Source organism: Azoarcus taiwanensis (assembly GCF_012910885.1).
Lineage (GTDB): Bacteria > Pseudomonadota > Gammaproteobacteria > Burkholderiales > Rhodocyclaceae > Azoarcus_F > Azoarcus_F taiwanensis.
On sequence record NZ_WTVM01000034.1, the window covers coordinates 21,096 to 33,482 of the forward strand.

Annotated in this window: 11 protein-coding genes; 5 read left to right on the forward strand and 6 right to left on the reverse strand. The window is 63.1% G+C overall.

Annotation, left to right across the window (positions count from 1 at the left end):
* Positions 1 to 45 precede the first annotated feature (45 nt).
* From paaK to paaG, 4 genes are read right to left on the reverse strand one after another with little or no spacing between them, the layout of a single operon-like run.
* A complete protein-coding gene (gene paaK / locus GPA21_RS07600) occupies positions 46 to 1,371 on the reverse strand; it encodes a phenylacetate--CoA ligase PaaK (protein ID WP_168987604.1) in 1,326 nt (441 codons plus the stop codon).
* 56 nt (positions 1,372 to 1,427) lie between these two features.
* The gene (gene paaI / locus GPA21_RS07605) at positions 1,428 to 1,901 is read right to left on the reverse strand and encodes a hydroxyphenylacetyl-CoA thioesterase PaaI (protein ID WP_168987605.1); all 474 of its coding nucleotides are present in this window, start codon (positions 1,899 to 1,901) and stop codon (positions 1,428 to 1,430) included.
* Positions 1,894 to 3,417 (reverse strand): 3-hydroxyacyl-CoA dehydrogenase PaaH, encoded by a 1,524-nt coding sequence (paaH, locus tag GPA21_RS07610; RefSeq protein WP_168987606.1) that lies wholly within the window; start codon positions 3,415 to 3,417, stop codon positions 1,894 to 1,896. Before paaH ends, paaI begins: the two co-directional genes overlap by 8 nt.
* A gap of 3 nt (positions 3,418 to 3,420) precedes the next feature.
* Entirely contained in the window at positions 3,421 to 4,227 is an 807-nt protein-coding gene (gene paaG / locus GPA21_RS07615) for a 2-(1,2-epoxy-1,2-dihydrophenyl)acetyl-CoA isomerase PaaG (RefSeq protein ID WP_168987614.1), read from the reverse strand.
* Positions 4,228 to 4,668: 441 nt separating this feature from the next.
* Between paaG and paaN the strand changes: the two genes are divergently transcribed.
* Together paaN and paaY are read left to right on the forward strand one after the other, a co-directional pair.
* Positions 4,669 to 6,333: a phenylacetic acid degradation protein PaaN gene (gene paaN, locus GPA21_RS07620; protein ID WP_168987607.1), complete on the forward strand. Its 1,665-nt coding sequence runs from the start codon at positions 4,669 to 4,671 to the stop codon at positions 6,331 to 6,333.
* Positions 6,334 to 6,379: 46 nt separating this feature from the next.
* Positions 6,380 to 6,991: a phenylacetic acid degradation protein PaaY gene (paaY, locus tag GPA21_RS07625; RefSeq protein ID WP_168987608.1), complete on the forward strand. Its 612-nt coding sequence runs from the start codon at positions 6,380 to 6,382 to the stop codon at positions 6,989 to 6,991.
* 102 nt (positions 6,992 to 7,093) lie between these two features.
* Here the strand turns inward: paaY and GPA21_RS07630 are convergent, their stop codons facing one another.
* Positions 7,094 to 7,489, reverse strand: coding sequence for a DUF2780 domain-containing protein (locus GPA21_RS07630; protein WP_168987609.1), 396 nt, complete (start codon positions 7,487 to 7,489; stop codon positions 7,094 to 7,096).
* A gap of 371 nt (positions 7,490 to 7,860) precedes the next feature.
* Between GPA21_RS07630 and GPA21_RS07635 the strand changes: the two genes are divergently transcribed.
* Positions 7,861 to 9,366 carry a methyl-accepting chemotaxis protein gene (locus GPA21_RS07635; RefSeq protein ID WP_168987615.1) on the forward strand — a complete coding sequence of 502 codons (1,506 nt, stop codon included), beginning with the start codon at positions 7,861 to 7,863 and terminating at the stop codon, positions 9,364 to 9,366.
* Between the two features lie 25 nt (positions 9,367 to 9,391).
* Here the strand turns inward: GPA21_RS07635 and GPA21_RS07640 are convergent, their stop codons facing one another.
* Positions 9,392 to 9,856 carry a winged helix-turn-helix transcriptional regulator gene (locus GPA21_RS07640; protein ID WP_168987610.1) on the reverse strand — a complete coding sequence of 155 codons (465 nt, stop codon included), beginning with the start codon at positions 9,854 to 9,856 and terminating at the stop codon, positions 9,392 to 9,394.
* Positions 9,857 to 9,990: 134 nt separating this feature from the next.
* Here GPA21_RS07640 and GPA21_RS07645 point away from each other — a divergent pair, with 134 nt between their 5' ends.
* Positions 9,991 to 11,304: a D-amino acid dehydrogenase gene (locus GPA21_RS07645; protein ID WP_168987611.1), complete on the forward strand. Its 1,314-nt coding sequence runs from the start codon at positions 9,991 to 9,993 to the stop codon at positions 11,302 to 11,304.
* The gene (alr, locus tag GPA21_RS07650) at positions 11,301 to 12,365 is read left to right on the forward strand and encodes an alanine racemase (RefSeq protein WP_168987612.1); all 1,065 of its coding nucleotides are present in this window, start codon (positions 11,301 to 11,303) and stop codon (positions 12,363 to 12,365) included. The genes GPA21_RS07645 and alr overlap by 4 nt, the downstream gene beginning before the upstream one ends.
* The last annotated feature ends 22 nt before the right edge of the window (positions 12,366 to 12,387 follow it).

Below are 12,387 nucleotides of genomic sequence, written 5' to 3' on the forward strand. Positions count from 1 at the left end.
GTAATGGTTTTTGACATCCCGCTCGTTTCAATCGCCAGGCACGGGTCACGCCCTCGGGCGACGGTCCTGCACACGCTTGGCCTTGCCGATCGTGACCCGTTCGATCGCAAACGGCTCGCACACCTCGACGCGCGCCGACACACCGATCAGACTCTTGATGTGGTGGGTGAGCTCCTGGGCGAGGGCCTCACGCTGTTCTGCGTGTCGCCCGACGTTCGCCTCGGGGTTGAGCTCGACCTTGACCGTCAGCGTGTCCATGTGGCCCTCCTTATCCACGACGAGCAGATACTGCGGCGCCAGTTTCGGCATCCGGCAGATCAGTTCCTCGATCTGGGTCGGGAAGAGGTTCACGCCCCGGATGATCAGCATGTCGTCGGTGCGACCGGTGATCTTTGCCATCCGGCGCATGCTGCGCGCAGTAGGCGGCAGCAGCCGCGTCAGGTCGCGGGTGCGGTAGCGAATCACCGGCATCGCCTCCTTGGTGAGGGTGGTGAACACCAGCTCGCCCTCTTCGCCATCCGGCAATACCTCGCCGGTCCGCGGGTCGATGATTTCCGGATAGAAGTGATCTTCCCAGATCACGGGACCATCCTTGGTCTCCACACACTCGCTGGCGACCCCCGGGCCGATCACCTCGGAGAGCCCGTAGATGTCGACCGCATCCATGCCGGAACGCTGCTCCATGGCTTCGCGCATGGCCGCGGTCCACGGTTCGGCGCCGAAGATGCCGACTTTCAGCGAGGTCTGCTTCGGGTCGATCCCCTGCCGTTCCATCTCGTCCAGAATGGTCAGCATGTAGGAGGGCGTCACCATGATGACCTGAGGCCCGAAGTCCTGGATGAGCTGGATCTGCTTCTCTGTCTGCCCACCGGACATGGGCACCACGGTACAGCCGAGCCGCTCGGCCCCATAGTGCGCGCCGAGGCCACCGGTGAAGAGCCCATAGCCATAGGCAACATGCACCATGTCGCCCGGCCGCCCGCCACCAGCCCGGATCGAGCGTGCGACCACGGTGGACCAGGTGTCGATGTCCTTCAGCGTATAGCCGACGACAGTCGGCTTGCCGGTCGTGCCCGAGGACGCATGGACACGGGCAATGCGTTCGCGCGGCACGGCGAACATGCCGAAAGGGTAGTTCTGACGCAGATCCTGTTTCGTCGTTAACGGGAAACGCGCGAGGTCGTGCAGGCTCCGCAAATCGTCAGGATGCACTCCCGCCTCGTCGAACTTCCGGCGGTAGTGCGCGACGTTGTCATAAGCATGTCGAAGGCTCCATCGCAGACGCTCCAGCTGCACCGCCCGCAGCTCGTCCTCGCTGACGCTTTCGATCGGTTCGAGCTCTGCCGGCCCGTATTCGTTGATGTTGTTCATTGGTGTCTCCTCCGCCTGCGCCTCAGTGTCTCTTGTTTGCGCTCACCTCTGGTTCTTCACTCTGTCTGCATCACAGGGCGCCCCTTCATCCGGTACGACTTGCCTCGCATGACGGCAACAAGCTCGCCGTGCTGATTGAACACCTCAATGTCGTAGAGACCGGTACGACCCGACGCCCTGATCTCCCGCGCGTTCGCGGTCAGCCGGTCGCCCGGGCGGCCGGGCAGCAGAAAGTCCAGTGCAATGCCCGACGCGACCGTCTGCTCGTTGCACGCGTTGCACGCATAGGCAAAGGCCGAATCCGCGATCGCGGTGATATAGGCGCCGTGGCAAATCCCGAAACCGTTGAGCATGCGCGGCTGTACGGTCATCGCGAGCCTGGACCGACCCGGTCCAATGTCCAGCACCTCGATTCCAAGGTCCTGCGCGGTGTTGTCCAGCGCAAACATCGCATCGCGCACGCGCTCGGCGAGCGACTGCGCATCCGCTTCGCCGGTCCGATCGCGCACGAAAGCCTGTGGTTCATTCATGAAACTTTCTCCCTCCGATTGCCTTTCTTCGCAGCAGCGGTGCACAGCGGTACCGCTCCTCGCGATAGTGTTCATTCAGCCTGTCCAGCGCAGCCACCACGCGGGCGACTCCCAGCTCGTCTGCCCATTCGAGCGGACCGCGAGGATAGTTCGTGCCGTAGCGCATTGCCGCATCGACGTCATGGGCTGTGGCGACGCCGGCCTGCACCAGGCCAGCTGCTTCGTTGATAATCATCGCGACGGTTCTCAGCCCGATCAACCCTGCCACATCGTCGATCAGATTCACCGCCAGGCCCGCGCGTTGAAGCGTCCCGACCACGCAGTCCAGCGCGGCCGAGGCGCACTGGTCTGCGGGCGCGATCACCAGTCGCGGCGTGCTTGCATAGTCCAGGCAGAGGTCGAACACGATCAGGTTCGGGCAGTCTTCCTCCGCGGCGCGCCGGGTCGCGGTGCGCCCGTCGCACGGCACCAGGTGGGCACCCTCGATCTCGATCGACTCACGACTGGCAGCCCCGCCCATGCGCTCGACGACCGCGACGGCGCCCAGCCGATCGGCAAGGGCGCACAGTGATGGTTCGGCCCCGTGAAGCCGGACCCGCTCCGCTCCCTCTCGGGGTGATTCGTCCTCGGGGCGGGGTGGAATCGCACCCGCCCGGTAGTCATAGACGCCGCGCCCGCTCTTGCGCCCGAGCCGGCCAGCTGCGACGAGTTCCTGCTGGAAAAGGCTGGGCTCGTAGCGGCGGTCGCCGAAACAGGCATCGAAAACCGAACGCGTAACCGCAAAGTTCACATCGTGGCCGATGAAATCCATCAGCTCGAACGGCCCCATCGGAAAGCCACAGCAGTCACGCATCGCTGCATCCAGGGTGGCAGGCTTGGCCGCGCGCTCGGCCAGAACGCGTTGCGCCTCGGCATAGAAGGGACGGGCGACCCGATTGACGATGAACCCCGGCGACGACACGACATGCACCGCGACCTTTCCCCAGGCGACCGCGGTTGCAAACACGGTATCGGCCACGTCCGCATCCGTCGCGAGACCGGAGACGACTTCAACCAGCTTCATGCGCGGCGCCGGATTGAAGAAATGCATGCCGACGACCCGCTCAGGCCGCGACAAGCCTGCGGTGAGGGCGGTTATCGACAAGGAGGATGTATTCGAGGCGAGTATCGCCTGCTCGGGGAGAGTCGACTCGAGCTCGAAGAACAGGGCGCGCTTGACGTCAAGCCGCTCGACGATCGCTTCGATCGCCAGAGTGGCGGTGCGTGCATCGGCCAGCTTGTCGATGCCGTGAATCCTGGCGATCGTGGACTCGGCTCGCGCCGCATCCAGGCGCCCCTTGCTCACCTGTTCGCGCAGACTCGCAGCAATCGCCGCACAACCCTTCTCGACGGCCTCAGCAGAGGTATCGGCTAGAAACACCCGATGTCCCGCCAGGGCGGCGACCTGGGCGATGCCGCTGCCCATCGCACCGGCACCGACCACGAGCACATCGGTCTGCACGCTGACCGCCGACATGAATCAGTCCCCCTTGAAACGCGGCGCGCGCTTGTCGATGAAAGCCGCGACGCCTTCGCGATAATCGTTGGAACGGCCGCAGACAGTCATCATGTTGCGTTCGAGTACGAGTTGTTCTTCGAAATCATTGGTCGAACTCGCCCAGATCGCTTTCTTGGTCTGCGCGTAGCCGAAGGTCGGGCCGGCCGCGAGTTGGGCTGCAACCGCCTGCACCGTCGACTGCAACGCTTCGTCATCGACACACTTCCAGATCAGGCCCCACTGTTCGGCCTGCTCAGCGCCAAGCCGGTCACCGAGCAGGGTCAGCCCGAGAGCCCGTGCAGGGCCCAGCAGGCGCGGCAGAATCCAGGTGCCCCCGGTGTCGGGAATCAGACCCAGTTTGCAGAAAGACTGGATGAAGCTTGCAGAGCGGGCAGCGAAAACCAGATCGCAGGCGAGCGCGATGTTGGCACCCGCCCCCGCCGCGACACCATTGACCGCCGCGATCACCGGCAAGTCCAGCGCTCGGAGCGCGAGCACCAGGGGTTTGTAGTTGCGTTCGACCGAGTCGCCGAGGTCCGGCATTTCGTCACCGGGTGCCACGCTGCGGTCGGACAGGTCCTGACCGGCGCAGAATCCCCGTCCAGCGCCGGTGAGAACCAGCACGCGCACCGAACCGTCGCGTCGTCCGCTCGCGACGAGCTCCAGCGCATCACGCAACTCCTGGTGCATCGTCTCGTTGAAGCTGTTCAACTTGTCGGGTCGATTCAGGGTCAGCGTCGCAACCCCTGCATCAATAGCGAATTGAATCGTCTCGAACGTGCCCGTCATCTCATCCCCCGTTGGGTAACCGGTTTCGCCGAAATCGACTCGATCGGCGCTCAACTTCCGTCACGGCTCCATCAAGATCGAATCAGCAACAACGGCATCATCGATCGGAAGGTCCGCTCTCGCAGCAAAGAGACGAACCGATTTACTGACTATAGTGCAAGCACCCCTGTCTCTCGACTACCGACACCACCTCGCCGAATGCAGGATCAAGCCCGACTCGGGTGATATCGTTACGTTCTCCGCGACCCATGTCATTCGACGCACGATCACGAAGAATCGGGCCGGCCCTGAGCCTTCGCAAAGTCCATTGACCGACCGGTCAATCAATAGTAATGTTGATCTAGATCAAAACTCAAGCATTATTTTCCAGCCCACAGAAAGGCATGCCGTATTCGAACCGTCATGGACGAGGGGTGCGGCCCACAACCCACGGAGAGAACGATGACCCACCCGCTATTTCAGAAACATAAGGCGACGCTCGATGCGGCGCTGGAAGCCATCCGCACACGGGGTTACTGGAGCCCGTACCCGGAAGCACCCAGCCCCAAGATCTATGGCGAGACTGCCAAAGAGGACGGCGAGCGTGCGATGCAGGCGCGCATCGGCAAGCGCTTTGCGCTCGACCAGCCCGGGATCTCCGGCTGGCTGGCAACTGAACGTTCTCCCTACGGCGTCACACTCGACATTCACTATCCGGAGTGCGACACGGAGGCCCTGCTCGCGGCGGCCCGCTCGGCACAATCGGCCTGGCAACGCGTCGGCGCCGCCGGTCGCGTCGGCATTTGTCTGGAAATGCTCGATCGCATCAATCGTCGCAGCTTCGAGATCGCCCAGGCAGTCATGCTGACCACGGGTCAGGGCTGGATGATGGCCTTCCAGGCTGGCGGCCCACATGCGCAGGACCGCGGCCTCGAAGCGGTCGCATACGCATGGGACGAAATGTCCAGGATTCCGTCCGAGAGCATCTGGGAAAAGCCACAGGGCAAGAATCCGCCGCTGAAAATGCAGAAACAGTTCGAGATCGTCGGACGCGGCGTCGCCCTTGTCATCGGCTGCGGGACCTTCCCCACATGGAACACCTACCCAGGCCTCTTTGCAGCCCTGGCCACTGGCAACCCGGTGATCGTGAAGCCGCATCCGAACGCGGTGCTGCCTGCTGCCATCACGGTGGAGATCGCCCGCGAAGTCTTGCAGGAACAGGGGCTGGATCCCAATCTCGTAAGCCTTGCCGTATTCGAAAACCCTGCTCGCACCCGTGCGCTCGCCACCGATCCGCGTGTGCGCTCCATCGATTTCACCGGCAGCAACGTCTTCGGCCAATGGTTGATGGACAACGCCCGGCAAGCCCAGGTGTATGCCGAACTGGCGGGCGTCAACCATGTGGTCATCGAGTCGACCGACCGATACAAGGGAATGCTGCGCAACCTCGCCTTCACGCTCAGCCTCTACGCCGGCCAGATGTGCACGACGACACAGGCGATCATTGTTCCGGCCGACGGCATCGAAACCGACCAGGGCCACAAGTCCTTCGACGACGTGGCGGCCGACCTCGCGACGGCGCTGGAAACGTTTCTCGCCGACACGAACGTTGCCACTGCGGTGCTCGGCGCGATTCAATCGGAAGCCACACTGGCCCGAATCGAAGAGGCACACACCCTCGGACGGGTGGTGCTCGCGTCGAAGCGAATCGACCACCCCGATTTCCCCTCCGCCGAAGTGCGCACACCCGTCCTTCTCGCATGCGATGCTGCGGACGAATCGCTCTACATGGAGGAAAGGTTCGGTCCGATCGCCTTCGTCGTGAAGACCGCCGATGCTGCGGCCGCCATTGCGCTGGCCGAGCGACTGGGTAGCGAGCGTGGTGCGTTGACCGCCGGTATCTATTCGACCCGGGACGAAGTCGTCCAGGCGATGACCGAAGCAAGCTGGCACGCCGGCGTCGCACTATCGATCAATCTGACCAGCGGCGTCTTCGTCAATCAATCGGGGGCCTTCTCTGATTACCACGGCACCGGAATGAACCCGGCTGCCAACGCCGCGTATTCCGACAGCGCTTTCGTGGCCAACCGCTTTCGCGTGATCCAGCGGCGCCGGCATATCGACTGAGAGCGCGTGAGCAACGCAAGCATCTTACCGAACTGAGGAACCGAGCATGCCCTGCTACGAAATCGACGGCCTGCGCCCCGTCATACACCCGACGGCCTTCGTTCATCCGGACGCGGTATTGATCGGCGACGTCATCATCGGGCCGCGCTGCTACGTGGCCCCGCTCGCCAGCCTGCGCGGCGACTTCGGGCGCATCCTGCTCGAAGAAGGCGCCAATGTTCAGGACACCTGCGTGATGCATGGCTTCCCGGGAATTGACACAGTCGTCGAGACAGACGGACACATCGGGCACGGCGCGGTTCTGCATGGCTGCCGCGTCGCGCGAAATGCGCTGGTCGGCATGAACTCGGTGGTGATGGACAGGGCCATCGTGGGGGAGAATGCGATCGTCGCGGCCTGCTCCTTCGTCAAGGCCGACATGGAGATCCCGGCCGGGATGCTCGCCGCTGGCTCGCCGGCACGCATCATGCGCGAACTGTCGGAGCTGGAGCGGTCATGGAAAGTCACCGGCACGCACTGCTATCACGATCTCACGCGCAGAAGCCTGGCGACCCTCTCACCCTGCCAGCCGCGAACGGAAACCGAACCCGGGCGCAGGCGATTCGAGTTTCCCGGGGTCGTTCCGCTGGCCGACGCCAAACGCGACAGTGAAGCCTGAGCCATCGGCAGGGCGCGTGGCATCCGTCATCCCGACCTCTTGGATGCCACTCGCGACAGGCCTCGCCGAAGCGCGGGCAAAACCCGGCCCCCCGAGACTGTCTCAGTTCATGAATTTCTCATGAATCGTTGTGATCTGGTTGCGAGGTCCATCTTCAAGATGGGCCTGCAACCAGGCGAGCACCTGTTCGCAGAAAGGCTTGACGATCGCAGGCGACATGCCGAGGGACTGGAAGTGCCCACCCAGGCGCGCGAAGGCGTCAAGTCGGCTGCCGGGAACCTGCCCGAAGATACCATCGAGCAAGCCGATCACCCCCGTCCCGCCCTGCTCGGGTGAAGCCCGCATCCAGTCATCGACGGCCGGGAGTAGGTTTCGAATCGCGTCGAAGGTCTCGGCCGCGCATTGCTCCTTGACGACGTGCATCAGGGCGCCGACACCGCCTTCCGCCTGTCGGGCATTGACCTTGAGTTCGCTGGTCAAGCGGTCGATGAGTTCCATGAGCATTCCTCCTTGGTTCAACAAAGCAAGATCTTCTGGTTCTCTCTTGGGACCATTGTCGCAGCCGTCCGACGGACCTGCAACAGAATGCGGACGGGTGCGAAATCGGTCACGACATTGGCAAGCTGATTCGGAACAAGCTAAAGAAGAATCGGACAAAGCCGTTTACGTGGACGCAACAAGGAGAACCCATTTGGATAATCCGAGGATTCGCCCCACCCCGGCATGCAGACTGACGATCAGCCTGATCGTCTGCGTTTGGCTGGGGTATAGCGGCGCGCTCCTGGGCTGGTGGGCCTACACCTCGCCTGCCAGCGAGATCTGCTTTGCGCCACGCAGCTGATCCGAGAGGCAATCACAAGGACAACATGATGCGAACCGACCGAAGCCTCGACGACGAGGCGATCCTGCACCCGCTGCGCGCATCTGCGGACCGCGTGATGCTCGCAGCCCTTGCATTTCTGTTTGTTGCGAGCCTAGCCATTGGCGTCGGCACGGACACGATAGGCATCACGCTGGCCGTGGCAATCCCCGCACTGGCAGTCCCGGCGTTGGTGTACAAAATGGCGTCTGGTTCAATCGCCAGCCGCATCACGGTCGCTTTCGCGCTGATGGTCTTCTCGGCGCTGAACATTCAGCAGGCCGGCGGCATGATCGAAGCACACTTCGGCATCTTCGTGCTGCTCGCCTTCCTGCTCTATTACCGTGACTGGCGACCGGTTATCGCGGCCGCGGCGCTCATCGCAGTGCATCACCTGTCCTTCAATTACCTGCAGGCGGCCGGACTGGGCATCTACCTGTTCGAGAACGGCCCTTCGATCAAAGTCGTGCTGATCCACGCAGCCTATGTGGTCATCGAAGCTGCGGTGCTGACCTACATGGCAGTGAGGCTCAAGGCAGAAGCGCTCGATGCCGCAGGCGTCGCGAACATCGCCCAGCATATCGGCGCGGGTGACTTGAGCATACGGGTGGGCAACAGCGGCCAGACAGGCCTGCTCGGCACGATCGTAAAAATGCAGGAAGCCTTGCGCGGCACGCTGAGTCACGTGGGCAGCGAAGCGGGCACGGTCTCGAGCTCCGCCGGATCGCTTGCAAAACTGGCCACCGAGGTCGACCGCCTGATGCAGGAGCAACTCGAGGCCACTTCACAGATGGCCGCAGGAATCGAAGAGCTCACGACCTCGATCAACGTCCTGGCCGATGACACCGAGAATGCTCGTCAGGTCGCGGTTCGGTCGGCAGACGCCTCACGCGAGGGCGGCCGGGTGGTCAAGGCTTCGATCGACGAGATGCTCAGCATCCAGACCACGATCAGCGATTCGTCACGCAACGTCGAGCGACTGGGCAACCAGTCCGACCGCGTCGCGGAGGTGGTGGGGCTGATCAAGGACATCGCGGGCCAGACCAATCTGCTCGCGCTGAACGCCGCCATCGAGGCTGCCCGAGCGGGTGAACAGGGCCGCGGCTTCGCAGTGGTCGCAGACGAGGTGCGCAAACTCGCCGAACGCACCTCCTCGGCAACCGAGGAGATCTCGACGATGATCGCCGACATCCAGGCCAGCAAGAACGCGGCTCTCAACAGCATAGCGCATGCAGTGGAGCGGGTCGGCGAAGGCGGCAGGCTTGCGAACGAGGCAAACAACTCGATAAGCCGAATCTCCGACGAGTCCGAAGCCGCCGAAGCAGTGATCGTAAGGATCGCGGCCGCCCTGCAGGAGCAGAGTGCGAGCGCGGCCGAGATCGCGCGATCAGTAGAAGTCATCGCCCGGATGGCGCAGGAGACGGGCGCCTCGACCAGCCAGGTTTCATCCGAAGTGTCTCTGCTCGAGCGCGCTGCGCGCACCCTCGCCGAAGCCGTCGCACGCTTCCGGCTCTGAGGCGAAAACCTGCCGCTGGTCCCGCTCAGGCCGGCGGCAGGTAGAGGCTTTCCTTGACCTCCTCCATCACGACGTAGCTTCGCGACTCGACCGCCGCTGGCAGCTTGAGGAGGATCTGGCCGAGAAGTTGGCGATATTCGCCCATTTCGCCAATTCGGGCCTTGATCAGATAGTCGAAATCGCCCGAAACCAGGTGGCACTCCATGACCTCGGGCACGAAGAGCAGTTCCTTCTTGACTCGATCGAACACGTCGGCTGATTTCATCGACAGCTTGATTTCGACGAATACGAGCAATGGCTTGCCCAGCGCACGAGGATCGACGCGCGCGTGATAGCCGGTGATCACACCTTCGCGTTCGAGACGCCTGACACGTTCGCTGCAGGGTGTCGCCGAGAGGCCGACTCGACCGGCGAGTTCGGTCATCGAAATGCGGCCCTCGCGCTGCAGCAGGTCGAGAATCTTCAGGTCGATACGATCAAGGTCACGCATTTCTGCTGTGTCTCGGCAAAATATGGGATGGTGACAGGGCTTTTCGCTGCTTCACCGTCTAACTATAGTGCTTCTCTCTACTTCTTGACACCTACACTGCATTTCACATCGTCTAATAGCTTGGAGCCAGTGAAATGCAGGTTATCGTACTCGGCAGCGGAGTCATCGGCGTCACCACCGCCTACTACCTTGCGCGTGCGGGCGCCAAGGTGACGGTCGTCGAGCGCGGTGAAGGTCCGGCTCTCGAAACCAGCTTTGCCAACGCCGGACAGGTGTCGCCAGGCTACTCGACGCCATGGGCAGCGCCGGATATTCCCTTGAAGGCACTTAAATGGCTGTTCCAACGCCATGCACCCTTGTCGATAAGGCCCGACGGTTCGCTATTCCAGTTGCGCTGGATGACCGCGATGCTGAGAAACTGCACTGACAGCCGCTACCGGATCAACAAGGAGCGCATGGTACGCCTCGCTGAATACAGCCGCGACTGCCTGCGCCAGCTCCGAAAAGAGACCGGCATCAGCTACGAAGAGCGCAGCCTCGGCTTCCTGCAGGTGTTTCGCACGCACGCGCAGCTCGAGGCCGCGCAGCGTGACATCGAGGTCCTCCGCGAGTTCGGCGTCGCCCACGAGCTGCTGGACCGCGGCGCCCTCGCAAGTGTCGAGCCCGCGCTGGCCAGGGTGGCCAGCAAGCTTGTCGGTGGTCTGCGAACCGTCAATGATGAAACAGGCGACTGCCACCTGTTCACAACGCGACTGGCCGAACAGGCGCGTGCGCTTGGCGTGCAGTTCCGCTTCAATACTCAGATCGAGTCCCTGTTGAGCGATCGCGGCCGGATCAAGGGTGTCCGGGTGGTCTCGCCGGAAGGCGCGCGTGAAACCCTGCATGCCGATCGCTATGTGCTGGCCCTTGCGAGCTACTCGCGCGCGTTGCTCGCACCGCTGCAGTTCGAGCTGCCGGTCTATCCGGTCAAAGGCTACTCTCTCACGCTGCCAATTGCAGATGCAGCCGCTTCACCGGTGTCCACGGTCATGGACGAAACCCACAAGGTCGCAATGACGCGTTTCGACTCACGGATCCGGGTCGGTGGCATGGCGGAGCTTGGCGGCTTCGATCTGCGGCTGAACCCGCGCCGACGCGAGACGCTTGAAATGGTCGTAAAGGACCTGTTCCCCGGTGCGGGGGATGGTTCGCAGGGGGAATTCTGGACGGGTCTCAGGCCAATGACCCCCGACAGCACCCCCATCGTCGGCGCGACCCGGTACCCCGAGCTCTTTCTCAACACCGGCCACGGCACACTGGGCTGGACCATGGCCTGCGGCTCCGGGCAATTGCTCGCGGATCTCGTGACTGAACGCCAGCCGACGATACGACACGATGATCTTGCGCTCGCACGATATGGCAAAGTAGCGGTTTCCACATCAGGCCACCAGCTCGCCGCCGCACAATGAGACCCGCCCGCGCCCGCATCGATCTCGACGCACTTCGTCACAACTACGCACTCACGAGACAGCGCCACGGCAGCCGCACTCTGGCCGTCATCAAGGCAAACGCATACGGGCACGGCGCGATAGAGTGCGCTCGGGCACTCGAAGAAATCGCGGAAGGTTTCGCTGTTGCAATTGTCGAGGAGGCGGTGCAACTGCGCGAGTCGGGTATTCGCGCACCGATTCTGGTACTGGAAGGCGTCTTCGACGCCGAGGATCTCGCACTCGCAACTCGCCATGGCCTTTGGCTGGTTGTACATCAGGAAGCGCAGCTCCGGATGCTGGAGGAGGAGCATCACCCGGATGGCCTGAAGCTTGACGTCTGGCTCAAGCTCAATAGCGGCATGAACCGGGCTGGTTTCGAGCCGTCGAGCTACCGGGGCGCCTGGGAGCGGCTGCGCGCTTGCCGAGGCATAGGAGAGATCGTGTTGATGACGCATCTCGCCCAGGCCGATGAGCCCGACTCAGCGGCGACAACGCGGCAGATTGCGCTCTTCGACACTGCAACCAGCGGTATCCCCGGTGCACGCAGCATCGCCAACTCGGCCGGTGTGCTGTCATGGACTGCGGCCCGCCGCGACTGGGGGCGACCCGGCATCGCACTGTACGGCGCCGACCCGATGCCGGACGAAGCCAACGCTCTGCGCCCGGTGATGACGCTCGAAAGCGAGATCGTCGGCGTGCGCGAGATCGCCGCAGGCGCGGCAATCGGCTACGGTGCGCGGTTCATCGCTGAACGCCCCACGCGAGTCGGACTCGTCGCCATGGGTTACGCAGACGGCTACCCACGCAGCGCCCCCGACGGCACCCCGGTTTTCGTGCACGGTGTTCGCACGCGGCTGATCGGCAAGGTCTCCATGGATATGCTCACTGTGGACCTCACCGCAGCACCCACCGCAGGCATTGGCAGTCCGGTTGAGCTGTGGGGCACGAACGTATCGGTGAACGAGGTCGCGCAAGGTGCCGGCACCATTGCCTACGAGTTGCTGTGCAACGTCAAGCGGGTGCGACTCGTGTATCAGTGAGGGCTGGCCTGCAGGGCCGGGC